The 24825-nt window shown below is 72.2% G+C and carries 21 protein-coding genes; 12 read left to right on the forward strand and 9 right to left on the reverse strand.

Going from position 1 to position 24825, the window contains the following annotated elements:
• Positions 1-32: 32 nt before the first annotated feature.
• From ACFVJX_RS06380 to ACFVJX_RS06400, 5 genes are all read left to right on the forward strand, one after another.
• Positions 33-1298, forward strand: coding sequence for an NAD(P)/FAD-dependent oxidoreductase (locus tag ACFVJX_RS06380; protein ID WP_384128779.1), 1266 nt, complete (start codon positions 33-35; stop codon positions 1296-1298).
• A gap of 77 nt (positions 1299-1375) precedes the next feature.
• Entirely contained in the window at positions 1376-1741 is a 366-nt protein-coding gene (locus ACFVJX_RS06385; protein ID WP_384128777.1) for an Rv2175c family DNA-binding protein, read from the forward strand.
• A 117-nt stretch (positions 1742-1858) separates the two neighbouring features.
• Positions 1859-2512, forward strand: coding sequence for a thiamine phosphate synthase (thiE, locus tag ACFVJX_RS06390; protein WP_384128775.1), 654 nt, complete (start codon positions 1859-1861; stop codon positions 2510-2512).
• 128 nt (positions 2513-2640) lie between these two features.
• Positions 2641-3558, forward strand: coding sequence for a methylenetetrahydrofolate reductase [NAD(P)H] (gene metF, locus ACFVJX_RS06395; RefSeq protein ID WP_384128773.1), 918 nt, complete (start codon positions 2641-2643; stop codon positions 3556-3558).
• Positions 3559-3608: 50 nt separating this feature from the next.
• Positions 3609-4595 (forward strand): hypothetical protein, encoded by a 987-nt coding sequence (locus ACFVJX_RS06400; protein WP_384128771.1) that lies wholly within the window; start codon positions 3609-3611, stop codon positions 4593-4595.
• Positions 4596-4686: 91 nt separating this feature from the next.
• Here the strand turns inward: ACFVJX_RS06400 and ACFVJX_RS06405 are convergent, their stop codons facing one another.
• The 5 genes from ACFVJX_RS06405 to ACFVJX_RS06425 form a co-directional block, all read right to left on the reverse strand.
• Positions 4687-6204 carry a phytoene desaturase family protein gene (locus ACFVJX_RS06405; RefSeq protein WP_384128769.1) on the reverse strand — a complete coding sequence of 506 codons (1518 nt, stop codon included), beginning with the start codon at positions 6202-6204 and terminating at the stop codon, positions 4687-4689.
• Between the two features lie 31 nt (positions 6205-6235).
• A complete protein-coding gene (locus tag ACFVJX_RS06410) occupies positions 6236-6853 on the reverse strand; it encodes a DUF4126 domain-containing protein (RefSeq protein WP_384128767.1) in 618 nt (205 codons plus the stop codon).
• A gap of 415 nt (positions 6854-7268) precedes the next feature.
• Positions 7269-7880 (reverse strand): TetR/AcrR family transcriptional regulator, encoded by a 612-nt coding sequence (locus tag ACFVJX_RS06415; RefSeq protein WP_384128765.1) that lies wholly within the window; start codon positions 7878-7880, stop codon positions 7269-7271.
• Between the two features lie 29 nt (positions 7881-7909).
• A complete protein-coding gene (locus ACFVJX_RS06420) occupies positions 7910-9997 on the reverse strand; it encodes a YhgE/Pip family protein (protein ID WP_384128763.1) in 2088 nt (695 codons plus the stop codon).
• Positions 9969-10784, reverse strand: coding sequence for an ATP-binding cassette domain-containing protein (locus tag ACFVJX_RS06425; protein WP_384128761.1), 816 nt, complete (start codon positions 10782-10784; stop codon positions 9969-9971). The genes ACFVJX_RS06420 and ACFVJX_RS06425 overlap by 29 nt, the downstream gene beginning before the upstream one ends.
• Before the next feature lie 166 nt (positions 10785-10950).
• On the opposite strand from ACFVJX_RS06425, the gene ACFVJX_RS06430 reads away from it, so the two are divergent.
• From ACFVJX_RS06430 to ACFVJX_RS06440, 3 genes are all read left to right on the forward strand, one after another.
• On the forward strand, positions 10951-11475 hold the full coding sequence (locus ACFVJX_RS06430) for an SAV_6107 family HEPN domain-containing protein (protein WP_384128759.1): 525 nt from the start codon (positions 10951-10953) through the stop codon (positions 11473-11475).
• A gap of 103 nt (positions 11476-11578) precedes the next feature.
• Positions 11579-12337: a methyltransferase gene (locus ACFVJX_RS06435; protein WP_384128757.1), complete on the forward strand. Its 759-nt coding sequence runs from the start codon at positions 11579-11581 to the stop codon at positions 12335-12337.
• A 284-nt stretch (positions 12338-12621) separates the two neighbouring features.
• Positions 12622-13020 (forward strand): DUF3040 domain-containing protein, encoded by a 399-nt coding sequence (locus ACFVJX_RS06440; protein WP_384128755.1) that lies wholly within the window; start codon positions 12622-12624, stop codon positions 13018-13020.
• A 380-nt stretch (positions 13021-13400) separates the two neighbouring features.
• Here ACFVJX_RS06440 and ACFVJX_RS06445 read toward each other — a convergent pair whose 3' ends face one another.
• The 4 genes from ACFVJX_RS06445 to ACFVJX_RS06460 form a co-directional block, all read right to left on the reverse strand.
• On the reverse strand, positions 13401-15812 hold the full coding sequence (locus ACFVJX_RS06445) for a DUF3488 and DUF4129 domain-containing transglutaminase family protein (protein WP_384128753.1): 2412 nt from the start codon (positions 15810-15812) through the stop codon (positions 13401-13403).
• Positions 15813-15849: 37 nt separating this feature from the next.
• Complete coding sequence (locus ACFVJX_RS06450) at positions 15850-17229, reverse strand: DUF58 domain-containing protein (protein ID WP_384128751.1); 1380 nt, start codon at positions 17227-17229, stop codon at positions 15850-15852.
• Positions 17229-18278, reverse strand: a complete 1050-nt coding sequence (locus tag ACFVJX_RS06455; protein ID WP_384128749.1) for an AAA family ATPase — start codon at positions 18276-18278, stop codon at positions 17229-17231. The genes ACFVJX_RS06450 and ACFVJX_RS06455 overlap by 1 nt, the downstream gene beginning before the upstream one ends.
• A 263-nt stretch (positions 18279-18541) precedes the next feature.
• Complete coding sequence (locus ACFVJX_RS06460; RefSeq protein WP_384128747.1) at positions 18542-19108, reverse strand: beta-class carbonic anhydrase; 567 nt, start codon at positions 19106-19108, stop codon at positions 18542-18544.
• Between the two features lie 380 nt (positions 19109-19488).
• On the opposite strand from ACFVJX_RS06460, the gene rsmH reads away from it, so the two are divergent.
• The 4 genes from rsmH to ACFVJX_RS06480 are packed head-to-tail and all read left to right on the forward strand — an operon-like array spanning position 19489 to position 24824.
• Positions 19489-20454, forward strand: a complete 966-nt coding sequence (gene rsmH / locus ACFVJX_RS06465; protein WP_384128745.1) for a 16S rRNA (cytosine(1402)-N(4))-methyltransferase RsmH — start codon at positions 19489-19491, stop codon at positions 20452-20454.
• 49 nt (positions 20455-20503) lie between these two features.
• A complete protein-coding gene (locus ACFVJX_RS06470) occupies positions 20504-21094 on the forward strand; it encodes a septum formation initiator (RefSeq protein ID WP_384195393.1) in 591 nt (196 codons plus the stop codon).
• 4 nt (positions 21095-21098) lie between these two features.
• A complete protein-coding gene (locus ACFVJX_RS06475) occupies positions 21099-23087 on the forward strand; it encodes a peptidoglycan D,D-transpeptidase FtsI family protein (protein WP_384136444.1) in 1989 nt (662 codons plus the stop codon).
• Positions 23088-23105: 18 nt separating this feature from the next.
• Positions 23106-24824 (forward strand): UDP-N-acetylmuramoyl-L-alanyl-D-glutamate--2,6-diaminopimelate ligase, encoded by a 1719-nt coding sequence (locus ACFVJX_RS06480; protein WP_384136446.1) that lies wholly within the window; start codon positions 23106-23108, stop codon positions 24822-24824.
• Position 24825 lies beyond the last annotated feature (1 nt).

A 24825-nucleotide genomic window follows, 5' to 3' on the forward strand; every position in this document is an offset into this window, starting at 1 on the left:
CTGACGGGCCGTCAGTTGATTAGGGTGGTCGGGTGAACGAGCAGCAGCGGGCAGAGCGGCCGGAACGGCAGTCGGAGCGGGCGGGGCGCGGGGTGGTCGTCGCCGGCGCGGGCATGGCGGGGGTGCAGACGGCGGTGGCCCTGCGCGAGCAGGGATTCACCGGCGCCGTCACCCTGATCGGCGCCGAACCCCACCAGCCCTACGACCGCCCCCCGCTGTCCAAGGCGGTCCTGCTCGGCAAGGCCGAGGAATCCGCCTTCGACATCGACTTCGAGGCGCTCGGCATCGAACTGCGCCTGGGCTGCGAGGTCACCGGCGTCCGCGGCGGCGACCACGAACTGGACACATCCGAGGGGCCCGTCCCCTACGACGCCCTGGTCATCGCCACCGGCGCCGAACCCGTCGTGCTGCCCGGCTCCGAAGGCGTGCCCGGCGTCCATCTGCTGCGCACCCTCGACGACGCGGCCCGGCTGCGCCCGGTCCTGGAGGCCCGGCACGCCGTCGTGGTCGTCGGCGCGGGCTGGATCGGCGCCGAGTTCGCGACCGCGGCCCGCGCCGCCGGCTGCGAGGTCACCGTCGTCGAGGCCGCCGACCGGCCCCTCGCGGGTGCGCTCCCCGCCGAGGTCGCGGCCCCGATGGCCGCCTGGTACGCGGAGAGCGGCGCCGAACTCCTCACCGGGGCCCGGGTGGCCCGCATCGAGTCCGGCCGTGTGGTCCTCGCGGACGGCCGCACCGTCCCGGCCGACGCGGTCGTCGTCGGGATCGGCGCCCGCCCCGCCACCGGCTGGCTGGCCGGCTCCGGCGTCGCGCTCGGCCCCGACGGATCGGTGACCGCCGACACGGCCCTGCGCACCTCGCTGCCCGATGTGTACGCCGTCGGCGACTGCGCGTCGTTCCCCTCCGCCCGCTACGGGGCGCGTCTGCTGGTCCACCACTGGGACAACGCACTGCAGGGGCCGCGCACCGCCGCCGCCCACATCATCGGATCGGCCGGCGGGGGCGGGGCACGGCCGCCGGCCTACGACCCCGTGCCGTACTTCTGGTCCGAGCAGTTCGGCCGGTTCGTGCAGTACGCGGGCCACCACGCAGGCGCGGACACCCTGCTGCGGCGCGGCGACCCGGCCGGCCCCGCCTGGTCGGTGTGCTGGCTGCGGGACGGCGCCCTGGTCGCGGTCCTCGCCGTCGGCCGGCCGCGCGATCTGATCCAGGGCCGCAAGCTCATCGAAGCGGGCACCCGGCTCGATCCCGGGCGGGTCGCCGACGCGTCCGTGCCGCTGAAGTCGGCGGCCCCGCAGTAGGCGCGCGGACGGGTGGCGGGACCCTGAAGGGCTGAGTCCGGGTATCGGCTGTCAGTCCGGGATGGCAGGCTTGTCCTGTGACCGAGATTGACGCAAAGATCGATGCTCTCGTCCCTGCCTGGCTCCACCTCCCCGACATCGCCGAATTGTTCGATGTCGAGGTGACGCGTGTACGGCAGCTGGTCAAGGAGGGCCAGCTCATCGCCGTACGGCGTGGTGAGAACCGGGCACTCCAGGTGCCTGCCGCTTTCATCGACGGAAACAAGGTGGTCAAGGGCCTCTCGGGGACCCTGACGCTCCTGAGGGACGACGGCTACTCCGACGAGGAGATGCTGGAATGGCTCTTCACTCCCGACCCGAGCCTGCCGGGTACGCCCGCGCAGGCGCTGAGTGAGAATCGTGGCACGGAGGTGAAGCGCCGCGCCCAGGCGCTCGCCGTCTGACCGACAGCCGTACAGGGGATGCGGGCCGCACGGCGCGGCCCGCATCCCCTCCGCACCACCGCCTGCCCCATCGCACCGCCTACCGACGTCATCGTTTTCCCCGGGGGGAACCGCACCATGTCCACGCCTCGCGCGCTGCTGTCCGACGCCCGGCTCTACCTGTGCACGGACGCCCGCAGGCGCCAGGGAGACCTTCCCGAATTCGTCGACGCCGTCCTCTCCGGCGGGGTGGACGTCATCCAGCTCCGCGACAAGGGCATGGAGGCGGCCGAGGAGCTCGAACACCTCGCGGTCCTCGCCGACGCGTGCAGGCGCCACGGCAAGCTCCTCGCGGTCAACGACCGGGCGGACGTGGCCCACGCCATCGGCTCGGACGTGCTGCACCTGGGCCAGGGAGACCTGCCGGTGCCGGCCGCCCGCGCGATCATCGGCCAGGACGTGGTCATCGGCCGTTCCACCCACGCCGAGTCCGAGGTCGACGCGGCCGTCGCCGAGGCCGGCGTGGACTACTTCTGCACCGGCCCCTGCTGGCCCACCCCGACCAAGCCGGGCCGCCACGCACCCGGTCTGGACCTCGTCCGCTACGCAGCCTCGCTCGCCCCCGCGCGTCCGTGGTTCGCCATCGGCGGCATCGATGCCGGCAATCTCGACGAGGTGCTGGACGCCGGAGCGCGCCGGGTCGTCGTCGTACGGGCCCTCACCGAGGCGTCCGATCCTGCGGCCGCCGCCGCTGAGCTGGCCAAAAGGGTCCGGGCGCGCGCCGACGCGTGATCCCGGCGGGGCGCCCGGGACGACGTGTTTGGGACATCGGCGTCCGAAGCGTGGACAAGTACCGGTCAATTCGGGCAAATCTCGCCGGTTCGGTTGGGTGGCCGCCACGCCCTGGTTAACCTGCCGTTATGGCCCTTGGCACATCCTCCACCTGGACAGATCACGCACGCACCGTGCGTGAGATGCTCGCGACCGGCAAGACGTCGTACTCGTTCGAATTCTGGGCGCCCAAGACCGAGAAGGGCGAGCGGAACCTCTGGAACGCGTTGCGCCGGATCGAGGCGGTCCGGCCGAGCTTCGTCTCGGTGACGTACGGAGCCGGTGGGTCCACCCGGGCCGGGACGGTGAAGGCGACGCAGGACATCGCGGCCGAGTCCACCCTCACCCCGGTCGCGCACCTCACGGCGGTCAACCACTCCGTCGCCGAGCTGCGCAACATGGTCGGCCAGTACGCCGACGCCGGGATCAGGAACATCCTCGCCGTGCGCGGGGACCCGCCGGGCGATCCGATGGGCCCGTGGGTAGAACACCCCCAGGGTGTGCGGTACGCGGCCGACCTCGTCCGGCTGATCAAGGAGTCCGGCGATTTCTGTGTCGGCGTCGCGGCTTTTCCCGAGATGCACCCGCGCTCAGCCGACTGGGACACCGACATCCGGCATTTCGTGGACAAGTGCCGCGCCGGTGCGGACTACGCGATCACGCAGATGTTCTTCGACCCGGAGGATTATCTGCGTATGCGTGACCGGGTCGTCGCTGCGGGTTGCGACACCCCGGTCATTCCCGAGGTGATGCCCCTGACGAGCGTCCGCCAATTGGAGAGATTCGCGCAGCTCAGCAACGCGACCCTGCCCGCGTCCCTGAAAGAACGCATCCTCGCCGCCAAGGACGATCCCGCCGCTGTACGCTCCATTGGCATCGACTTCGCAACGCAGTTCTGCGCGAAGCTGCTTTCCGAGGGTGTCCCCGGACTGCACTTCATCACGTTGAACAACTCGACGGCGACGCTCGAAATCTACGAGAATCTCGGACTGCACAAGCAGTCGTGACCGGCCGTACCCGCCGCGATCCGGGGCGGTGGCCGTAGAAGGGGGCGGGCATGGGCTGGACGGTCCTCTACATCGCGTTCGGCATCGTTGCGCTGTGGCTGCTCGGTGAGGTGCTGCTCCAGTACAAGGCACGCCTGCGCTGGCGCCTGCTCGCCTTCACTGGATTCGTCGGTGTGGTCATCGGTGTCCTCATGCCCTCCGTGCTCGTCATCACGATCGGCGCGATCGCCTTCGCGACCGGCCAGACGTACGTCACGCTCTCGTTCCGGCGCGGTTTCTCGACCGGCTGGGCCATAGGAGGCAGCCCCGGTGCGAGCCGCCGCCGCCGTGGCGGTGCCGATCGCGGACCCCATCTCCAGGTCTCGGACCTGGAGATGGAACAGGCGCCAGCCGCACCCCCGGAGCCGTCGCACGCGCCCCTCGCCCCGCAGAATCCGGCGGAGGTCTACGAGCCGGAGCCGCTGCCGGACGACACCGGGCAGTACGGCGTCTACACCGACGCCCGGTCGCAGCAGGGACCGCACCAGGAGCCCCAACAGCCCCAGGGCCAGCCGCAGTACGCCGCCTACGAGCCGTACACCGACTACTCCGCGTACCCGGCGCAGGGCCAGGACACGTTCGCGGGCCAGGACAGTTACACGGGCCAGGACACGTACGCGGGCCAGGGCACGTTCGCGGGTCAGGACAGTTACGCGGGTGCCGGGCAGTACGACTACGGCACCGACCAGCAGCAGTACGCCGCGTACTCCGACCCGTACATCGGCACCGGCACGACGGCGGGTGCCCCGCAGTACGGCACGTACGACAGCTACGGGAACCACGACAGTTACGGCGGCGGGCACCAGTACGCGGATCCGTACGCCGACCCCTACGCCCAGTCCGCGCAGTACGGTTCGGAGACCCCGCCGGGCGGCGTCTGGGTCCCGCAGCAGCGCGAGGCCGAGCAGTACCCCCCGATGCCCCCGGAACAGCCCGCCCAGCCGGCCCCGTACCCCAACGGCTACGACACGGGCCACAACGACCAGTACCGCTACTGAGTCCGAGCGCCGGGCCGGTCACGCCCGTCCGGCGATCGACGGCGAAGCCGCCATCGGGACGCACCCCGAAGCGGCGGCGGCCACCGCACCACTACCGCGAGCCGCGGAACCCGTCCCCCTCGACGATGAGCCCCGCGACCAACGCCCCGGACATTCCCGCGTGCGCCGGCCCGCCGCCCGGATGCGACCAGCCGCCCACCAGCAGCAGCCCCGGCACCCGGGTGCGGTTCCCCGCGTGCAGATATCCGCCACCGGCGCCGGCCAGTGCGGGCGGCGGCACGGCGCCGCCTTCCGCCCCGGTCTCCGCCGCCGTCTCCGCGGGCGTCCGCACCTCCGCGTGGAGTATCCGGTCCCGCAGGCCGGGCACGGCCGCACCCGCCACGTCGATCAGGGTGTCCGCGTACCGCGCCCGCACCTCGGCGTCCGTCCAGTCGACCGGCCCGTGCGGGGCGACCGTCGCCGTCAGCGTCACCGCCTCGTGGTCCGTATCGGGCCGGGTCGACTGGTCGTCGGGCCGCAGCACCGTCACCGTCGGGTGCTCGGCGAGCCGGCCCCCGAACACCGCCGCACGCTCGGCCGAGCCGTCCGCCGGATGGACCAGCGTCCGGTGCACGGCGTCCGCCGGGCGGCCTCCGCGCAACGACAGCAGCACCATGAACCGGCCCGTAGCCCCGCCCCCGTCCGGCCGCGGCTGGACCGTCACATCGCCGTCCCGCCAGATCTCCTGACCGGGTATCAGCCCCGTGTGCGGCCGCGCCCCCAGCACCACGTGGCCGGCCTCCGCGACCGTCCCGTCGGCCAGCTCGACGCCAGCCGCCCGGCCGTCCTTCTCCACCACCCGGGCCACATCGGCGCCGAAGACGAACTCCACCCTGCGCGCCAGGCACCGCTCGTACACCGCCTGCGCCAGCGCCCGCATCCCGCCGGACACGTACCAGCTGCCGAACGTCTCCTCCATGTACGGCAGGAGGGCCGCGCCCGCCGGGGCGTGCAGCGGATCCAGGCCGTAGGACAGCGCGTACCCGTCGAGAAGGGCGGCCAGCCGGGGGTCGGCCAGCTCCCAGGAGCCGACCTCCGCCACCGTGCCGGCCCGCAACGCCGGGCGCAGCAGCCGCCGTCGTGCCGGCGCCGGGTACGGGTCGCGGGCCAGCACCTGCCAGTCGGGGCGCAACGGCTCCTCCAGCAGGGGCCGCCTGGACCGGTCCCAGGCATCGCGGGCCCGGTCCAGGAAGGCGCCCCAGCTCTCACCCGCACCGGCCCCGAGCGCGGTGTCCAGCGCTTCGACGACCCCGGCCCGCGAGGCGTTCGGCAGCGAGACCGCGGTGCCGTCCGCGAAGACGTGGCGGCTCGCCGGGTCGACCTGCGTCAGCGTGACGCACCGCTCCAGCGGCTCCTTGCCCGTCTTCACGAACAGATCCCGGTAGACCGCGGGCAGATGCAGCAGGGAGGGGCCGGTGTCGAACGCGAAGCCGTCCCGGACATGACGGCCCAGCGAGCCGCCGAAGCTCTCCGACCGCTCGTACACCGTCACCCGGTGGCCGGCCACGGCCAGCCGGGCCGCCGCCGACATCGCGCCCATCCCGGCGCCGATCACCGCAATACGTGCCATGCGAGCGACCTTAGCGGCCGCCACTGACAGCTCAGCCGTCAGGCCAGTGGGGAGTGGGGGCGGCCAGTCGTTTCTCCTCCCGCCGCTGGGCCCTGCGGCGCAGGAAGCGGCGGATGCGGGAGGCCAGGAAGACCAGTATCACCAGGCCGAGCAGCAGCAGGGCGCCGGCGATCGTGGCCGCGATCCACGGATGGAATATGGCGAACGTGACCACCCCGGCCACGCCCAGGTCCTCGATGGTGCTCATGGCGATGTTGCTGAACGGCTCGGGGGAGGTGTTGACCGCCATCCTGGTGCCCGCCTTCACCAGATGGCTCACCAGCGCCGTGGAACCGCCGATCGCCCCGGCCGCGAGCTCCGGCAGCGAACCGTCCCCGCCGGCCAGCAGTGCAGCGACGACCGCTCCGGCGATCGGCCGGATGACGGTGTGTGCCGTGTCCCAGACCGAGTCCACGTACGGGATCTTGTCGGCCACCACCTCGCACAGGAAGAGCACCGCGGCCACGACGAGCACGTCGGTGCGCTGGAGCGAGGCGGGCACCTCGTCGGTGACACCGGTCGCGCCGAAGACGCCGAGCAGGAGGACCACCGCGTAGGCGTTGATCCCGCTCGCCCAGCCGCTCGTGAACACCAGGGGGAGTACGGACACGGACGAGATCGTAACCAGACGGCGTACCGCCATGCGCCCGATCGGGTGCGCAGGCCTGAGTATCCGTACCTAGGGGGCGAGATGAGTAGGCGCGCGGATGGGCCGCGACCTGCGAAGACGGCAGAGTGGGGACCACGGAAGGGGCGCTGCGCCGGTACCGCCGGCACGGGGCGGCGGAACAGGCGCGGCACCCCGTTCCGAACGGGGGTGCGCGGCGGAGGACTTCGGGACCACGGGGGACACGGGGTCACGGGGGAAGGTCCTCCGGCAGCACGGAAGGCGCCGGTCGGGCGAGGCTCGGGGGGATCGAGCCCCGTCGGACCGGCGTATCCGTGTGTCCGGGGCGGGGGAGGGCGCGGAGCGCGGGGCGCGTCGGCGGACGCCTCGTCCTCAGCCGACGGACCGGTTCGGACGGTCAGCGCCCGCTGACCCGGCCGTGGAGCAGCAGGGACAGTGCGGAGTGCACATCGTCGATCGACCGCTCCGGCTGGAACGCCTGCCAGTCCAGTGCCGCCACCAGCACCATGCCGACCAGCGCCGCCGCCGTCAGCGGGATGTCGATCTCCTCGCTCAGCTCGTCGGCCGCGACACCCTCCCGGAGTACTTCCTCGACCACGGCGACGGCCTCCTGACGCACCACCAGCAGCGTCCCCTGCCAGGCCCGGTTCGTGCGCCACAGCTCGGCCACGTACAACTGGGTGAAGGCCGGGTAGCGGTCGATGAAGGCCAGACCGGCCCGGATCATGGCGTCCAGCGCCTCGACCCGGCTGCCGCCGCGCTCCTCGGTCTCCTCGGCCGCGGAGCGCAGCGAGGCGGTGAGGAGTCCTACGCCGTGGCGCAGCAGCTCCTCGAAGAGTTCGGTCTTGCTCTTGAAGTTGTAGTAGACCGTGCCCTTGGCGACCCCGGCGCGCTCGGCGATCTCGTCCACGGTGGTGGCCGAGAAGCCCTTTTCGGCGATGAGGGTCACGGCAGCCTCGTAGAGCTTCTGCCGGGTGGCCTGGCGGCGCGTGGTGCTACTGCTTTCCATGCCTCTGATTCTCACAGGTCCCGGAGCGCTCACAGGCTCAGCTCCGGGTGCAGCCGGTCCAGCGTCCACATCTGCTTGCGTCGAGCGGAGACGGCGGTCAGCGCCAGGGCCCCCGCGGTGAAGGCCAGCAGCACGGCGCAGCCCTGCCAGACCGGGCCGAGACCGCCGCCCGTGATCAGCCGGCGCAGCCCCTCCACGACGTAGCTCATCGGCAGGTAGGGGTGGATCGCGTTGAAGAAGCCGGGACTGGTCTGCACGGGGTAGGTGCCCCCGGCCGAGGTCAGCTGGAGCATCAGCAACGCGAGGACGAGGATGCGTCCCGCCGCTCCGAAGCGGGCGTTCAGCCACTGCACGATCGCGGCGAAGCAGCACGTCACCAGCGCCAGGAAACCGATCGTCCCGGCGGCCCTGACCATCTGGAGACCGAGCCCCCAGTGCAGTACGGCCATCAGCGCCGCCACCTGGAGCAGGCCTGTCGCGGCCACCGGCAGCCAGCCCGCGAAGGCGATCCGCCAGGCCGGGGCCCCGGTGGCCAGGGCGCGCCGGTTGAGCGGCTGGATCAGCATGTACGCCACCATCGCGCCGACCCAGAGGGAGAGCGGGATGAAGTAGGGCGCGAAACCGGTGCCGTAGTTGGGGGCGGCGTGCAGCGACCGGGAGGCCAGCTGCACGGGGTCGGACATGACTCCGGTACGGGCGTCGCGGTCCTTCTTGTCGTAGTCGGGGATCTTGCCGACGCCGTCGTTGAGGCCCTTGGCGAGCGTGGTCGAACCGTTGCCCAGCCGGATCATTCCGCTGTCCAGGCTCGTCGCGCCCTTCTTGAGGTCACCGACCCCCGTGTTCAGCTCGGCCGATCCCGTCTTGGCCGTGGACAGACCGGTGTGCAGCTGGTCGGCGCCCTTGGCGACCTTGTGCGCGCCGGTGTTGAGCGCGTTGATCTTCTTGACCGCGCTCTCCAGGTCCTCGTCCAGATGCGGGGAGCGCTCGGCGAGGGCGTTGGCCTGCTTCTGCAGGGTGGTCAGCTGACCGCGCAGCGTCTTGAGGTCCCCGTGCTGGTTCTTGACCAGGACGTTCACGTCGTCGGCGACGGCGGCCACATCGGCCGCCGCCGTCACGGCCCGCTTCAGCGGCGCGCAGACGGTGGGGTCGGGGACCGGCTGCTCCTCGCACCGGGTGCGGTGGACGGCGGTGAGGTCGTCGGAGGCCGTGTGCGCGGCGGTGGCCGCGGCGGGTGCCGCCTTCACCAGCACATCGAGGTTGTCCCGTACGGTCTGCGAGGAATCGGCGACCAGCCGGGCCGTGTCACCGATCGACTTGCCGTTGTCCTTCAGGAACGGGCGGATGTCGGCCGCCACCCCGTTGACCTTGTCGGCGAGCAGCTGGGTGCCGTCGGCCACCTGGCGCGAGCCGGTCTCCAGATCGCCCGCTCCGGTGTTGAGTTTGACGATGCCGCCGGCCAGCCGGCTGCTGCCGGCCTTCGCGTCCTTCAGCCCGTCGGCGAGGTCCTTGGAGCCCTTCTTCGCCTTGCCGATCCCGCCCTTGAGATCGTCGGCGCCCTTGGCCGCCTTCTCCGTGGCGTCATGGAGATCGGAGAAGTTGATGAAGATCCGGTCCAGGAAGCCGCGCGAGGCGTTGGCCGATGCGGCGGTGCGGACCTCGGAGAAGACCGTCCGGGATATCTGGCCGACGATGTAGTTGTTCGCGTCGTTGGTGCGCACCTGGAGCGCGCCGGTCTCGGGGGAGTCGCCCGCGCTGGAGGCGATGCGCTTGCTGAGGTCCGACGGCATGGTCAGCGAGAGGTAGTACGTGCCGTCCTCGACGCCCTTGTCGGCCTCGGCGGCGCTCACCTCGTGCCATTCGAAGACCTTGGAGTCGAGCAGCTTGCCGGTGATCTCGTCACCGGCAGCGATGCGCTTTCCCTCGGCGGACGCGCCCTTGTCGTCATTGACCAGGGCGACCGGGATGCGGTCCAGGCGGCCGTACGGGTCCCAGAACGACCACAGGTACAGGGCTCCGTAGAGCAGGGGCAGCAGCAGGAGCGCGGCCAGGGCCGCACGCGGCAGCCTGCCCCGGCCGAAGCGCCTCAGCTCAAGAGTGGCCAGTCTCGGCGAACGCATCGGCCGTCCCTTCGTCTTCCGCGGGGTCCGCTTCGGTGGAGTCCGCCGCTCCCGCGGCGTCGGTGCTGTCGGTGGCGTCCGTCGCCCCGGTGGCAGCCGTGCGTACGGTCATGGCGTCCTCGGGGGCCGGACCGCTGCACACGGCCAGTACGGTCGTGCCGCCGGCGGCCAGTGAGCGCAGCAGCTCCCAGGCCTCGGCGCGTTCGGCGTCGGAGAGTTTCAGGTCGGCGTCGTCCACCGCGATCAGCGCCGGCCGGCCGATCAGGGCGAGGGCGAGGGAGAGCCGCAGGGCCTCCAGCCGTTCCAGATCCCGTACGGAGGTCCGTTCGGCCTTGGGCAGGGTGGCTACGTCGAGCCCCGCGGCGTCCAGTGCCGCGTCGATCCGAGCCCCGGCCGCGGCGACGCGCTCACGGCGCGGGCGCAGCAGGGCACGCAGCGAGCCGTCGTAGCGGCGCTGCAGCAGGGCGTGTTCGCGCAGGTGCTCGGCGACCGTGAGGACCGGATCGAGCTCGTTGACCCCCGGCACCGGGCCCAGCGCGGCGATGCGCCGGACGGCTGCGGCCCGGCGCGGCAGGTGAAGGCCGCCGGTCTCGGCGTGGCCCTCAGTGGAGCGCATCCGGCCGGTGAGGGCGAGGAGCAGGCAGGTGCGGCCGGAGCCGGACGGGCCCTCGACCGCGATCAGGGAGCCGGGCCCGGCGCTGAAGGTCACACCGCGGAAGGCCCAGCCGCGCGGCCCTTTGAGCCCGAGGTTCTCGGCGGCGACAGCTGCCCCGTGCGGGCTGTCCACAGACCTCTCCGTCCTTTTGAACTGACTGGTCAGTTCAAAAAGGTAGCCCGAACTCGCGATCGAAGCAAAAGCCCAGGTCAGGGAGTGATCGAAGTCGATTGTCAGTGGGGGCCGTCACGATGGATACAGACGGCCACGAAGCCGTTACGAGACAGGAGGTTCTGTCATGGCCCACTCGTCCGCAGCAGCCGCCCCGCGACGCCGCGCAGACGGCCCTGCCCCCTCACCGACCGGTCCGGCGTCCGATGTCCACCCCGTTCTCCGGCGTGCCACGGCGCCGCCCGCCGCTCTCGATCTGCTCGCCCAGGCCCGCGCCGGCCTGGAGGAGGCAGCTGTTCTCGACGTGCCCAACGAGCGGTACGCCACCGCCCACCTCGCCGCGCTGCGCGCCGCAGCCGCCGTGCTGGCCGTCCGGGGGCGCCCCGAGACGTCCGGGCGGCGCCGGGAGAGGATCCGCAGCGCCTGGGAGGTGCTGCCGGAGCTCGCCCCCGAGCTGACGGAGTGGAGCGCCCTGTTCGCCTCCGGTGCCCGCAGACGGGCCCGTGCGGAAGCGGGCATACCCGGTGCCGCGGGCCGGCGCGACGCGGACGATCTGCTCCGGGACGCGGCGATGTTCCTGCGCCTGGTGGAGCGGCTGCTGGTCCTCCAGCCGGTGCTCCCGCAGCCCCGCGGGGAGCGGCCCGACGAGTGAGGGCGGTGCGGGCGGCGCGAGGCAATAGGGTGGACGGGACCTATCACCTGCGCTGTTCACGCTCCGCCGCCAGCGGCGGCACCGTGCCGAGGAGTCAACTGCCGTGTCGGACCAGCTGCGCCCCCGCGCCTCCCTCCGTACCGCCGTGGTCTGGGAGGTCCTCAAGGACGCCCTCGACCGTCAGGTCAAGGCGACCGGCAGGGACGCCCTGGATGTGCTGGACACCGGCGGCGGCACGGGCAACTTCGCCGTACCGGTGGCCCGTCTGGGCCACCACGTCACCGTCGTCGACCCCAGCCCCAACGCGCTGTTCGCGCTGGAGCGCCGCGCCGCGGAGGCAGGGGTCGACGACCGGGTCCGCGGGGTCCAGGGCGACATCCTCGGCCTGTTCGACGTGGTCGAGCGCGGTGGCTACGACGCGGCGCTCTGCCACGGCGTCCTGGAGTACGTGGACGACCCCGCCGAGGGCGTACGGAACGCGGTCGACGCGCTCCGTCCGGCGGGTGCGCTCAGTCTGCTCGCCGCCGGCCTGGGCGGTGCGGTCCTGGCCCGCGCGCTCGCCGGCCACTTCACCGAGGCCAGGCAGGCGCTGAGCGACCCGGCGGGCCGCTGGGGCGAGGGCGACCCGATGCCCCGGCGGTACACCGCGGAGCAGCTCACCGAGCTGGTCTCGGCGGCCGGTGTGGAGGTCGGCGCGGTCCACGGCGTACGCGTTTTCGCGGATCTCGTACCGGGCGTTCTGGTGGACACCGAGCCCGGGGCGATGGAAGCCCTGCTCAAGCTGGAAACGGCGGCGGCCGAGCTGCCCGCCTTCCATTCGGTCGCGACCCAGCTGCACGTTCTGGGCGCCAAGCACGCCTGAGGCACCGGCCGGATCACGCCAGTAGCGCGGCTGATCAGCAACGCAGCCGCAGACGGAGTACGCCCCAGCAGCCCCGATAAGGGCCTCGGCCCCGTATGATCGGGGGACACCATCCGGCATGACGGATCGGAGGTTGGGGAATCAACGCCTCAGCAGCTGAGCCGTCGTGGCGGCCCGGACTGGCTGATTGGCATTGAGGGCGGGTTTCACGGGGGCGATTCCCTGCCTATCCTGGAAGGGCCGCATACCGGCCGCCCCCCGCGGCCGACGACGAGGAGGACTCCGTGCCGCTCTCGGAGCACGAGCAGCGAATGCTCGAGCAAATGGAGCGAGCGCTGTACGCCGAAGATCCCAAGTTCGCGACAGCGCTCGAGGGAAGCGGGCTGCGTACGTACACCCGGCGACGGGTCTACCAGGCAGTTGCTGGCTTCCTGGTGGGTATCGCGCTCCTCATGGCCGGAATGGTCGCCCAGCAGATCTGGATCAGCGTGGTGGGGTTCCTCGTCATGCTGGGCTGCGCGGTGCTCGCGGTCACGGGGTGGCGCAAAGCGCCCAAACCCGGTGAGCAACAGCCGGCCGGGGCCGGAGGCGGGGGCGAGCGTCGACAGCCCAAGCAGCGCCGGACCGTGATGAACCGGATCGAGCAGCGGTGGCAGCGTCGCCGTGATGAGCAGGGGCAGTAAGCGCTTCGGACACTTATGGGTGAGGGGCGGTCGCATTTCTGCGGCCGCCCCTCACGTGTGCTCGTGCGTCCGGGTACGCGTGTGTCACGAGCGGGCTTTCGGTGGCCGGGGCCGTGCGACTGCCCTCAGGCGCCGGGCGGGGTGGAAATGCTGCCTTCCAGCGCCGGGCGGGGTGGAAATGCTGCCTTCCAGCGCCGGGCGGGGTGGGAAAGCCGGGCGGGCTGGAAAGCTGCCCTCCAGCGCCGGGCCGGGCGGGGTGGAAGCGGTCGGGCGGGCCGTGAAGGTGCGGTCGATCGCGAGGCATCCGGGACGTGCCCTCAAGCGCCGGTCGAGCGCCGGGCGGGCTGGGGTGTGGTTCCGCCCGCCCGGCGGCCGGGTGGTCAGCTCTGTTGCCGGGACGGGCGGCGTAGCCAGGTGGGGCGTTGGGGGACGGTCCACCTGGCGGTCAGTGCCGATCGGCGTTCCGAGGCGGCCCACACCACCCGTACGGCCGATCGAGGCGCCACGACCGCGCGGAGCCGGGTGAACCGGCCGGCCGAGGCCTGCAGCGCGGCCCGTGCCGTCCCCACGTCCTGCGACAGGCCCGCCGCGGGCTGCGGCTCCGGCGCGTAGAGCACCTGTTCCACCGCGCTCGCCACCCGGTGCACCGCCGCCGCCCCGTCCGTATCGAGCTGTCCGAGCCGCACCACCCGGGCCGCGGCCTTGCGCGGTGTCAGGGACTCGTCCGGGACGATGCCGTGGTCCCAGGCCGTGTCGATGACCTCCTGCCAGGCCGCCAGGGTCCTGGCGGTGGCGTCGACCGGCGTACGGCCGGCTGAGAAGCCCAGCCTGCGGGCACGGGCCCGGACCCGCCAGAGCATCGGCAGGAACGGCAGCAGCAGGACGAGCACCACCAGCACGGCCACGCCGACCACCGTGCTCGTCGGCCGCCCCGAGTCCGTCGGTCCCACGGCCCCCGGAGCCACCGTGCTGCCGCACTCGCCCTGCTTGCGCAGCTGCGGCGAGCAGCTGTCCGAAGCGGAGGGCGCGACCGGTGTCGCGGCCGAGGCGCTGGCCTCCGGGCGGGCCGGATCGGCCGTGTCACCGGAGGGAGTGTCCGACACGGTGTACGACGGGGCGGTGCCACGCGTCGGCGTCGGCTCGAAGCGGGTCCAGCCGATGCCCTCGAAGTACAGCTCCGGCCAGGCGTGCGCATCCCGCAGCCCGACCGACACCGAACCGTCCGACTGGGTGGTGCCCGGGGTGAAGCCCACGGCGACCCTGGCCGGGATCCCGAGCGTCCGGGCCATCGCGGCCATCGTGAAGGAGAAGTGGACGCAGAAGCCCTGCTTGTCCTTGAGGAAGCGGCCGATCGCCGCGCTTCCGGTGCCTGAGTTCACCGAGGTGTCGTAGGTGAAGCCGCCCTCCGAAGCGAAGTAGTCCTGGAGCTTCACCGCCTGCTCGTAGGCGTTGGCGGCGCCCTTCGTCACCTGGTCGGCGGTCTCCTTGACCACCTTCGGCAGCGAGTCGGGCACCTGGGTGTACTCACGCTGGATGGCACGCGGGACCTGTCCGGCGGCGGCGAGCTGGTCGGCGGTCGGCTGCACGACCAGGCTCGACACCTGGTACTGCGCGCCGCTGGTCGTCTCCCCGTCGTCACCGACGAGGGTGCGGCCCTCCGGCTCGTACCGCCAGTGGCCGCCGACCCTGACCTCCGTCGCCGGATAGGGGAGCGGCAGATAGGTCTGGTGGTACGAGGCGGAGGCGGAGATGTTCGAGCTGATCTCGGTGACGGCGACGTCCGGGTTCAGGCCATCGGGGTTCGGGAGTCGCTTCGGCACGTCCTTCAGCCGGCGGGTCGAGGCCCGCCACTCGTTCCCGTTGAACTGGTCCAGCGCCAGGATCCGCAGGTAGAAGTCCTGCGGGTTGTTCGAGTTGGTGCGGTACGACATGACCTGCCGGTTCTCCGGCTGGTTCAGATTGTTCTGCAGGGAGACCAGCGGATTCACCGCGGAGATGGTGCCGCCACCGCCCCCCTTGCCGTTGCCGCTCCCCGAGCCGGACAGCAGGCCGCTGTCCAGGGCGGGCAGCGCCGCGGGTACGACGAGTGCGATCCCCAGTGCCAGCGCGCCGATGCGGCGCCCCGTGCGCACCGGGGCGAGCGCCCCGCCGCCCGCGAGGTCGCCACCGACCGGGCCGCCCCTGGACGACCGGGCCGCGCCGGCGAAGACCCGCCCCCACTGGGAGAGCCGGTCGCGTCCCTCGGCCAGCAGCAGAAGCAGGTAGCCGCAGGCGGCGAGGATGAACCACAGCCAGTCCGTGCCGCCGTCCGAGAGACCGGCCGCGACGGAGTACAGCGCCAGCAGGGGCAGCCCGGCAGGGGCGGCGCTGCGGAACGTCACCGCCAGTACGTCCACCGCAAGGCCGACCAGCAGCACACCGCCCACCATCATCAGCCGGATGCCGGACGTGGCCGGCGCCGGAATCGCGTACCGGCCGACGTCGTCACCACCCGCCGTCAGCAGATCCACGAGCTGCTGCACGGCCTGCGGTCCGGGCAGGAACCCCGCCAGTGCCTGCTCCCGCGCGAACGCCACGGTCAGCAGCACCACCATGGCCACCAGCTGCGCGGCGACGGTCAGCAGACGGGGCAGCGGCACCCGGCGGCCGAGCACGCCCACGCCGAACTGGAGAGCCAGCAGGAACGCGGCCTGCACCATCCAGCTGACCGGGTCCACCAACGGCAGCATCGAACACGCCGCCATCAGCGTCGCCGCGAAGGCGCACAGCGCCAGCCGACCACGACCGCTCATGACCGTCCCCCCATGACCACGACCGCCCCGCGTCCCCTCATGACCAACCACCCGAGAAACCTGTCGAACCGGAACCGCCCGCGCCCGTCGACTGCGTCAGCGAACCCAGCCGGCTCGCCTGCTGCCACAGGCGGGCGAGATCCGTACCGGGCTTCACCGGCACCGCCGTCCACCCGGACTCGCGCAGCAGCCGCAGCCGCTGCTCGGACGCCGCCTCGGTGGCGGGCGATTCACCGTGCACCCAGGCGGCGCTGTCCAGCACGAACGCGACGGCGCCCCCGCTGCGCTGCCGCATCCGGGCGGCCACCGCCGCCTGCTCCTCGTCCAGATCGCCGAGGAAGGCGACCAGCAGTCCCGCTTCGCCGCCGCGCAGCACGTCGTACGCACGGGAGAGGCCGCCTCCGTCGGAGTGGTCGACGACGGCCAGGGTGTCCATCATCATTCCGGCCGCGTCCGCGGAGTCCTGGCCGGAGCCGGCGAAGCCGCCCGATCCCTCGACCGGCAGCGCGCTGCCCTCGTCCGTCAGCAGCCGGACCGCGAAGCCCCGTTCCAGCATGTGCACCAGCGCGGACGCGGCCCCCGAAACGGCCCACTCGAACGCGGAGTCGGGCCCCGTCCCCTGGTACGCGATCCCGCGGGTGTCCAGCAGCACCGTGCACCTGGCCCGCTGCGGCTGCTCCTCGCGGCGCACCATCAGCTCGCCGTAGCGCGCGGTGGAACGCCAGTGGACGCGGCGCAGATCGTCGCCGTGCCGGTAGCCGCGCGGGATCACGTCGTCCTCGCCGGCCAGTGCCAGTGAGCGCTGCCGCCCCTCGCCGTACCCGGAGGCCTCGCCCGCCAGCCGCACCGGCGGCAGCGGCTCGGTCCGCGGGACGACGACGAGGGTGTCGTACGCGCTGAACGAACGGGTCAGTTCGCACATCCCGAACGGATCGCTCAGCCGCAGCTGCAGCGGCCCCAGCGGGTAACGCCCCCGCAGATCGGACCGCACCCGGTAGGACACCTCGCGCCGGCCGCCCGCCTCCACCCGGTCCAGTACGAAACGGGGCCGTGGCCCGAGCACGTACGGCACCCGGTCCTGGAGCATCAGCAGACCCGTGGGCAGCCGCGAGATGTTCTCCATCCGCAGGTGGACCCGCGCCTCGGTGCCCGCCGGCACCCGTGACGGCGAGAGCCGCCGGGTCCCCGCGACCCGGTAGCGGGTCCGGTAGAGCACCGCGACGCAGACCAGCGGCAGCACGGCGAGCAGCAGCCCGACGCGCAGCAGATCCGCCTGGCCCAGTACGTAGGCGCAGACCGCGGCGGCGATTCCGGCCGCGAGGAAGGACCGTCCGCGCGTGGTCAGCCCGCTCAGAGCGGCCCTGAGACCGCCCTTGTCGTCGCTGTCGTCCATCGCGGTCGGCCCCCCGGCGGACATCAGAGCCGCCGTACGCCGGGCTGCTGCCGGCTGCCGTACGCCGCGCCCGGCTGATGCTGCGGCGCCGGTACGGACGCACCGCCCGCGGCTGTCGGCACCGGGGTCTGCTGGAGGATCTCCAGCACGACCTGCTCGGCCGTACGGCGGTTCAGCTGGGCCTGGGCGGTCGGCAGCAGCCGGTGCGCGAGCACCGCGACCGCCAGCGCCTGTACGTCGTCGGGCAGGCAGTAGTCGCGGCCGCTCAGCGCCGCGGAGGCCTTCGCCGCGCGCAGCAGGTGCAGGGTGGCGCGCGGTGAGGCGCCGAGCCTGAGGTCGGCGTGGCTGCGGGTGGCCCCGACGAGCTGCACCGCGTACCGCCGGACGGCGTCGGCGACGTGGACCGTCCGCACCGCCTCGATCAGCTTCACGATGTCGTGCGCGTGCGCTACCGGCTGCAGGTCGTCCAGGGGCGAGACACCACCGTGCACATCGAGCATCTGCAGCTCGGCCTCCGGGCTCGGATAGCCGATCGACACCCGCGCCATGAACCGGTCGCGCTGGGCCTCGGGCAGCGGGTACGTGCCCTCCATCTCCACCGGGTTCTGGGTGGCCACGACCATGAAGGGGTCGGGCAGCTCGTAGCTGTGCCCGTCGATCGTGACCTGGCGCTCCTCCATCGACTCCAGCAGCGCCGACTGGGTCTTCGGCGAGGCGCGGTTGATCTCGTCACCGATCACGATCTGGGCGAAGATCGCGCCCGGTTTGAACTCGAACTCGCGCCGCTGCTGGTCGAAGATGGACACTCCGGTGATGTCCGACGGCAGCAGGTCCGGTGTGAACTGGATGCGCCGTACGGAGCAGTCGATGGAGCGCGCCAGCGCCTTGGCCAGCATCGTCTTGCCGACGCCGGGGACATCCTCGATCAGGAGATGCCCCTCCGCGAGCAGCACGGTCAGCGAAAGCCGTACGACCTCAGGCTTGCCCTCGATCACGTTCTCCACCGACCTGCGCACCCGCTCCGCTGTGGTCGTCAGATCTGTGAGGCTCGCTCGATCGTCATAGGTCGTCACCCGGCCCTCCTCGGCCCTGCCCCACGCTCACCAGGAGCACGGGATTCCCCAGTCACGGGCCGGTGCCCATGTGCGGCCCGGCCCTCCCCGAAATACCGACACCTCGCCGGACGGCGTCCGACGGGGTGTCACCCACGCATTCTTGTTGCCGTTGCCGCTTCGTGTCACTCGCCTGTGGACAACTGGGTCCGATATGTCGGGTTGGGCGGTTTTTTCGATGCCCGAAGGGGTCTTTCCTGAGGTCAGGAGAGACGTTCCTGACCTCAGGAAACCGGAAGGATCTCGCGCAGCAGGCCGGTGGTCACGTCGAAGACGAACCCGCGCACATCGTCCTTGTGCAGCAGGAACGGCGACGTGCGGACCCGCTGCATCGACTGACGCACATCCTGGTCCGCGTCGGTGTAGGCCTCCACGGCCCAGACGGGACGCTGGCCGACCTCGCCCTCCAGGTCCTGCCGGAACTCCTCGGTGATCGACTCCATGCCGCAGTTCGTGTGGTGGATCAGGATCACGCTGCGGGTGCCGAGGGCGCGCTGGCTGATGGTCAGCGAGCGGATCACGTCGTCGGTGACCACGCCGCCCGCGTTGCGGATGGTGTGGCAGTCGCCGAGCGCCAGACCGAGCGCCTTGTGCAGGTCGAGCCGGGCGTCCATGCAGGCGACGACGGCGACGCGCAGCACCGGCTTCGCGTCCATGCCGGGATCGCTGAACTCGGACGCGTAGTGGCCGTTGGCCTCCACGAGGCGGTCGGTGACCGTGCCCGCGGTGCCGCGGTCCTCGACGGCGACGGAAGCGGTGGGATCGGCGGGGGAGTGCGCGGATGTCGACATGGACAAGACGTTAGTCCTCGTGAGCCCTCCTGGCGTGGCGTGGAAGCGGACAAAGAACGCCAACGACCGTTGTTGTGAGGTAACCCACAAGTCTCACACTCGGTCACCCGAACGGGTGAGCAAAAGGGAGGGCCGACGCGCTGCCGGGTTGATTGATCGGGAATCGATCGAATGGCAGGGTGGACTAAAGTGACGGGAAGTTACCGACACCCTGCACATTCCGAAGTTTCCCCGTGTGCGCGGCGTACGTACGGCCCGGCCCTCTCCCGCTCGCCGGTCGGCTGACGCCACTTCCCCGGCGCCGGCGGACCTCCCCTTCGCGAGCGGGCGGGGACCAGGCCGTACGTGCAGCCACCCGGGACCTGAGCCTGAGAGGGCGCATGAGCCAGACCCGACACGTCCCGGTGATGCTCCAGCGGTGCCTGGACCTGTTGGCCCCGGCTCTCGACGCACCGGGCCCGCAGCCGCCCGTGGTCGTCGACTGCACCCTGGGCCTCGGCGGACACAGCGAGGCGCTGCTCTCCGCCTTCCCCACCGCCCGGCTGATCGCGCTGGACCGGGACAAGGAGGCGCTGCGCCTCTCGGGTGAGCGCCTCGCCGCCTACGGCGACCGCGCCACCCTCGTGCACGCCGTCTACGACGAACTGCCCGAGGTGCTCGCCAATCTCGGCGTCCCCGAGGTCCAGGGAATCCTGTTCGACCTCGGCGTCTCCTCCATGCAGCTGGACGAGGCCGACCGGGGGTTCGCGTACGCCCAGGACGCCCCGCTCGACATGCGCATGGACCAGACGACCGGCATGGGCGCCGCCGAGGTGCTCAACACCTATCCGCCGGGCGAACTGGTGCGGATCCTGCGGGCGTACGGCGAGGAGAAGCAGGCCAAGCGGATCGTTTCCGCGGTCGTCCGCGAACGCGAGAAGGAACCCTTCAGCAACAGCGCCAGACTCGTCGAACTGATCCGTGACTCGTTGCCGCAGGCCGCCAAGCGCACCGGCGGCAACCCCGCCAAGCGCACCTTCCAGGCACTGCGCATCGAGGTCAACGGCGAGCTGACCGTGCTGGAACGCGCGATCCCGGCCGCCGTGCGGAGCCTCGCCGTCGGCGGGCGCATCGCCGTCCTCTCGTACCACTCGCTGGAGGACCGGCTGGTGAAGCAGGTGTTCGCGGCGGGCGCCGCCAACACCGCTCCGGCCGGGCTGCCGGTCGTCCCCGAGCGCTACCAGCCCCGGCTGAAGCTGCTCACCCGCGGCGCCGAGCTGCCCACTGAGGAGGAGGTCGCCGAGAACCGGCGCGCCGCCCCCGCCCGGCTGCGAGGGGTCCAGCGGATCCGGGCGGAGGAGCGATGAGCCCCCGGAGCCCGGCCGTCCACGCGGCGGCGAGGGACGGGGCGCAGCGGTGAGCAAACCGGCCGGGCAGTTGAAAGGGCGCGCCGCACGGCTCTCCCGGCTGATGCCGGCCGGGCCGAGCAACGCCGCCCGGGCCCCCTTCGTCCTGCTGGTCGTCCTGCTGCTGGGCGGCGGCCTGATCACCCTGCTCCTGCTGAACTCCGCGCTCAACGAAGGATCGTTCAGGCTGAGCGAGCTGAAGAAGCGGACCACGGACCTCACCGACGAGCAGCAGGCGCTCCAGCGCGACGTCGACAGTTCCGCCGAGCCCGACGCCCTGGCCCGGCGCGCCCGGGAACTGGGCATGGTCCCCGGCGGCAGCCCGGTCTTCCTCCGCCCCGACGGCACGGTCCGGGGCGTCCCGTCGGAGGCCACCGCCGCGCCCTCCACCGCCCCGCCGCCGGTCACCGCCGCGCCGCCCCAGCCCCCCGTCGGCCCGGCGTCCTCCTCCGGTTCGCCGGGCCCCACGCCTTCGGGCACCACCCCCGCGGCCGGGCCGGGCTCCTCCGCGGCCGCGCCAGGCACCTCAGCACCCGGGCCGACCGGCTCGGTCGCCCCCCGCACTCCCGCAGACCCGTCCTCCACGAGCCCCGGCAGGTGACGCAGTGCCTTCCCAGGAACCACCGCGACGCCGGGTCCCCGGTCCGGCGCGCCCCCGCAAGGCGGCGCCCCGTTCCGGCCGCCCCCGCCCCGAGGCCCGCCGGCGGCCCTCGTCGGCCGCTGCGCGCGGGCGGACCCAGCGCAGCCGGTCCGGCCGCCCGCTGCGACTCGGCAGTCCGCGGCCGCGACTGCGGCTGGTCAGCCTCGCGCTGACGCTCGTCATGATCGCGTTCGTCGTCCGGCTCCTACAGGTCCAGGCGGTCGACGCCAACGCCTACGCCGCGAAGGCCGACAAGAACCGCTACCTCAGCTACACGGTCGCCGCCGAGCGAGGCGAGATCACCGACCGCAGCGGCATCGCGCTGGCCACCAGCGTCGACGCGTACGACATCACGGCCGACCCCAAGATGTTCACCCCGGCCGACAGCAAGGCCCCGGACGCCCCCCAGCAGGCGGCCGCGCTGCTCGCGCCGATCCTCGGCGCCGACGCCGCCGAACTGACGAAGAAGCTGGCGAAGCCGAAGAGCCGGTACGCGGTGCTGGCCCGCCGGCAGACCCCGCAGGTCTGGAAGCAGATCAAGGACCTCAAGTCGGTCTTCGCCGAGAAGGCCGCCAAGGACAAGGCGGCCGGCGGCCCCGGAGCCAACGTGCTGGCCGGTGTCTTCCAGGAGGCGACCACCAAGCGCGTCTACCCCAACGGGGGGCTCGCCGCCGGGATACTGGGTTACGTCAACGCGGAGGGCAAGGGCGCGGGCGGCCTCGAATCGCAGCTCGACAAGGAGCTCGCGGGCGAGGACGGCACGATCAAGTACGCCCAGTCCGGTGGCCGCCGGGTGCCCACGGCCGGCACCAAGGAGGTCCCGGCCGTCGCGGGCTCCGACATCGAGCTGACCATCGACCGCGACATCCAGTGGGCGGCCCAGAAGGCCATCGCCGACCAGGTGAAGAAGTCCAAGGCGGACCGCGGCTACGTCATCGTGCAGAACACCCGCACCGGCGAGGTGCTCGCCATGGCCAACGCCCCCGGCTTCGACCCGAACGACCTCTCGCAGGCCGACGCGGCGTCGCTGGGCAACGCGGCGCTCCAGGACGTGTACGAGCCCGGCTCCACCAGCAAGGTCATGTCCATGGCCGCGGTGCTGGAGGAGGGGGCCGCCACCCCCGGCACCCACGTCACCGTCCCCAACCGGCTGCACCGCGGCGACCGGCTCTTCAAGGACGACATCGACCACCCCACCTGGTACCTGACGCTCAACGGCGTACTCGCCAAGTCCAGCAACATCGGCACCATCCTGGCCGCCGGACAGCTCGGGAAGACCCAGGCGCAGGCCAACAAGACGCTCTACTCCTACCTGCGCAAGTTCGGCATCGGCTCGGCGACCGGCCTCGGCTACCCGGGCGAGACCCCCGGCATCCTCGCCAAACCGCAGGACTGGTCGACCTCGCAGCAGTACACGATCCCGTTCGGCCAGGGGCTCTCGCTCAACGCCATGCAGGCCGCCTCGATCTACTCCACGATCGCCAACGGCGGGGTCCGGATCGAACCGAGTCTGGTCCGCGGCACCAAGGGCGCCGACGGCCGCTTCACCGCGGCCGAGGCACCCGAGCAGTCCCGGGTGGTCAGCACGAAGACCGCCAAGACCCTCGCGAGCATGCTGGAGTCGGTGGTCGGCGACGAGGAGGGCACCGGGACGAAGGCCAAGATCCCCGGCTACCGCGTCGCGGGCAAGACCGGTACGGCCAACCGGGTCGATCCGGTGCGCGGCGGCTACCACGGCTACACCGCGTCCTTCGCCGGTTTCGCCCCCGCCGACGACCCCCAGATCACCGTCTACTGCGCGATCCAGAACCCGACCAAGGGCGGCTACTTCGGCGGCCAGATCTGCGGTCCGATCTACAAGCAGGTCATGGAATTCGCGCTGAAGACGCTTCAGACCGCGCCGTCCGGCAGCGAGCCGGCCAGGCTGCCGGTGTCCTTCAAACCCGGCGAGTGAACTCGGGGAGACCACCCAGTGACAACCATCACCCCTGATCCCGGGAACCGGAAAGGGAACCACCGCGACCCCGGCCCCTCACTTCGCGAGAGGCCGGGTGCTCCCGGTACGCTCACCGCCGTGCCCCACGCTGAACAGTCCCGAACCACCCAGAAGGACGCCCCTGTGAACTACCCGGGAGCGCCCCGCCCGGATCGGCTGCGGCCGACCTCCATCGCTGAGCTGGCCGCCCGGCTGGGAATCGAACCGCCGGGCACCGGCGACGTCACCGGCATCACCCACGACTCCCGGGCCGTACGCCCCGGAGACGTGTACGCGGCCCTGCCGGGTGCCCGCCTCCACGGCGCCGACTTCACCGCCCAGGCGGCCGGCCTCGGCGCGGCCGCCATCCTCACCGACCCGGCGGGCGCCGAACGCGCCGCCGCCACCGGACTTCCGGTGCTGGTCACCGAGGACCCGCGCGGCCGGATGGGCGAACTCGCCACCGAGATCTACGGTCACCCCGGCGCCGACCTGCTCCAGATCGGCATCACCGGAACCTCCGGCAAGACCACCACCGCCTACCTCATCGAGGGCGGCTTCCGCGGCGCCGGACGCGGCACCGGCCTGATCGGCACCGTGGAGATGCGGATCGGCGACGAGCGCATCAAGTCCGAGCGGACCACCCCCGAGGCCACCGATCTGCAGGCCCTGTTCGCCGTGATGCGCGAACGCGGCGTGAACGCGGTGACCATGGAGGTCTCCAGCCACGCCCTGGTGCTCGGCCGGGTCGACGGCTGCGTCTTCGACGTCGCCGTCTTCAACAACCTCAGCCCGGAGCACATGGAGTTCCACTCCGGCATGGAGGACTACTTCCAGGCCAAGGCGCGGCTGTTCACCCCGCGGCTCAGCAGGCAGGGCGTCGTCAACTTCGACGACGAGTACGGCCGCAGGCTGATCACCGAGGCGACCGTCCCCATCACCACCTTCTCCGCCGAGGGCCACCCGGACGCCGACTGGCGGGCCGAGGACGTCGAGGTCGGCCAGCTCGGCTCCACCTTCACCGTCGTCGGCCCCAAGGACGAACGGGCCACCGCCAAGGCGCCGCTGCCCGGCCCGTTCAACGTGGCCAACACCCTGGCCGCGATCGTCACCCTCGCGGTCGCGGGCATCGACCCGCAGACCGCCGCCGACGGCATCGCCGTGGTGCCGGGGGTGCCCGGCCGGCTGGAGCGGGTCGACGCCGGACAGCCGTATCTCGCGCTCGTCGACTACGCCCACAAGACCGACGCCGTCGAATCGGTGCTCCGCTCCCTCCAGAAGGTGACCGAGGGCAAGGTCCACATCGTCCTCGGCTGCGGCGGCGACCGCGACATCACCAAACGCGGCCCGATGGGCGCCGCGGCGGCCCGGCTCTCCGACACCGCCGTGCTGACCTCGGACAACCCCCGCTCCGAGGACCCCCTGGGCATCCTCGCCGCCATGCTCGCGGGCGCCGCCGAAGTGCCCGTGCACGAACGGGGCGACGTCCTGGTCGAAGCCGACCGGGCCGCCGCCATCGCTGCGGCGGTCGGCCGAGCGGAGCCCGGCGACACCGTGATCGTCGCGGGCAAGGGCCACGAGCAGGGCCAGGACATCCACGGCGTGGTCCGCCCCTTCGACGACCGGGTGGTCCTGCGCGAGGCCATCGAGCGGTCCCTGGGCCACGAGAGCACCACCCACCGTGCGCCCACCCACGAGAACAACAGTCAGGGATGAC

This window comes from Streptomyces sp. NPDC127177, assembly GCF_042672475.1.
GTDB lineage: Bacteria > Actinomycetota > Actinomycetes > Streptomycetales > Streptomycetaceae > Streptomyces.

Bases quoted from the DNA above. Each gene is read 5' to 3' on its own strand.
- ACFVJX_RS06460 (WP_384128747.1), bottom strand. From the start codon at position 19,108: ATGTCGACATCCGCGCACTCCCCCGCCGATCCCACCGCTTCCGTCGCC.
- thiE (WP_384128775.1), top strand. From the start codon at position 1,859: ATGTCCACGCCTCGCGCGCTGCTGTCCGACGCCCGGCTCTACCTGTGC.
- rsmH (WP_384128745.1), top strand. From the start codon at position 19,489: ATGAGCCAGACCCGACACGTCCCGGTGATGCTCCAGCGGTGCCTGGAC.
- metF (WP_384128773.1), top strand. From the start codon at position 2,641: ATGGCCCTTGGCACATCCTCCACCTGGACAGATCACGCACGCACCGTG.
- ACFVJX_RS06450 (WP_384128751.1), bottom strand. From the start codon at position 17,229: ATGTCCGCCGGGGGGCCGACCGCGATGGACGACAGCGACGACAAGGGC.
- ACFVJX_RS06430 (WP_384128759.1), top strand. From the start codon at position 10,951: ATGGCCCACTCGTCCGCAGCAGCCGCCCCGCGACGCCGCGCAGACGGC.
- ACFVJX_RS06400 (WP_384128771.1), top strand. From the start codon at position 3,609: ATGGGCTGGACGGTCCTCTACATCGCGTTCGGCATCGTTGCGCTGTGG.
- ACFVJX_RS06405 (WP_384128769.1), bottom strand. From the start codon at position 6,204: ATGGCACGTATTGCGGTGATCGGCGCCGGGATGGGCGCGATGTCGGCG.
- ACFVJX_RS06420 (WP_384128763.1), bottom strand. From the start codon at position 9,997: ATGCGTTCGCCGAGACTGGCCACTCTTGAGCTGAGGCGCTTCGGCCGG.
- ACFVJX_RS06415 (WP_384128765.1), bottom strand. From the start codon at position 7,880: ATGGAAAGCAGTAGCACCACGCGCCGCCAGGCCACCCGGCAGAAGCTC.
- ACFVJX_RS06445 (WP_384128753.1), bottom strand. From the start codon at position 15,812: ATGAGCGGTCGTGGTCGGCTGGCGCTGTGCGCCTTCGCGGCGACGCTG.